A 547-nucleotide genomic window follows, 5' to 3' on the forward strand; every position below is an offset into this window, starting at 1 on the left:
CCGCTGACAGGGTCATCACATGTGAACATTAGCCGCTGTCAGGACATAAAGCCGCTGACAGGGTTAACTGAGATTAAAAGTAAAAGGTAAAAAAAGACCTCACAGATACTGTGTTTAAATCCTAATTTAAATTTAGTAAATTTGATTTCTTAAAGAAGTCACTTTTAGTGACTATCTAGTGGCGGGAGGGAGACCTCCCGTCTTTATTCCTGTCCACTGGTAATTTTGGTTATAATCCTCCCCACTTTTCCATAACGTGTAGATTAGAACAAGAAGCTTTCTCATTACCGCTACTAAGCTTTGCTTTTTATAGTTGAACTTTTCATTTAGCCGGGAATAGAACTTATTTAGGTTCTCGTTATGTGTGGCAGCAGTGACGGCTGGCATATAGAGAGCAGCCCGTAAATGTGCATTCCCTTTTTTCGATAAGCGTGATTTTCCTTTGTACTGACCTGATTCATCCTGGATCACATCCAGTCCGGCGTAGCTCACTAATTGTCTAATGCTGTTGAAAAGCAAAAATCCATTTGTCTCTGCAATAACTTTT

General features: G+C 39.9%; 1 protein-coding gene. It reads right to left on the reverse strand.

Annotated features, from left to right (window positions below; genetic code table 11):
- Positions 1–171 precede the first annotated feature (171 nt).
- Positions 172–547: transposase (locus HC176_RS15915; RefSeq protein ID WP_167919981.1), on the reverse strand; the 376-nt coding region annotated here is incomplete at its 5' end.

It is taken from the genome of Tamlana crocina, assembly GCF_012037625.1.